Annotated in this window: 1 pseudogene; it reads right to left on the reverse strand. The window is 49.2% G+C overall.

The features are described from left to right. A pseudogene (locus tag DM444_RS00125) lies at positions 1-419 on the reverse strand (T9SS sorting signal type C domain-containing protein); the annotation flags it as partial.

Below are 419 nucleotides of genomic sequence, written 5' to 3' on the forward strand. Positions count from 1 at the left end.
ACACGCATTACATTGGTGAAGTTCAGAGTCGCAGTGGTCGGCTTGCAGATGAATCCCTGTCCCGCCGCTATGTATCCCTGGAACTGCTGCCCGTCAAGCTCTGCGCCTCCAGCACCCCCCAAAAGGTTGAAGACTGCAAAATCTGCACTGGCATAAGTGTATACATTGCTTCCGGCCTGTTTTGTAGGAGTCGAGTTATGCGTCCATAAATACAGCGCGCCTAAATCGGTATTGGCGTTTATTAAAGCCACTGCATCCACAGCAGAAGGATATGGATTGCCCACAAGGTTCCATTTTCCCTGAGAAACCGGCGCAGGTATGTCTCCGTTGTTTGGAATACCTGTAAACTCTCCTGTGAAAACTGAAGGACTGTTGATGTCAAAAGTCTGAGGGGCTCTTATGCTGAATCCTCTTCCTAT

This window comes from Flavobacterium ginsenosidimutans (assembly GCF_003254625.1).
Classification (GTDB): domain Bacteria; phylum Bacteroidota; class Bacteroidia; order Flavobacteriales; family Flavobacteriaceae; genus Flavobacterium; species Flavobacterium ginsenosidimutans.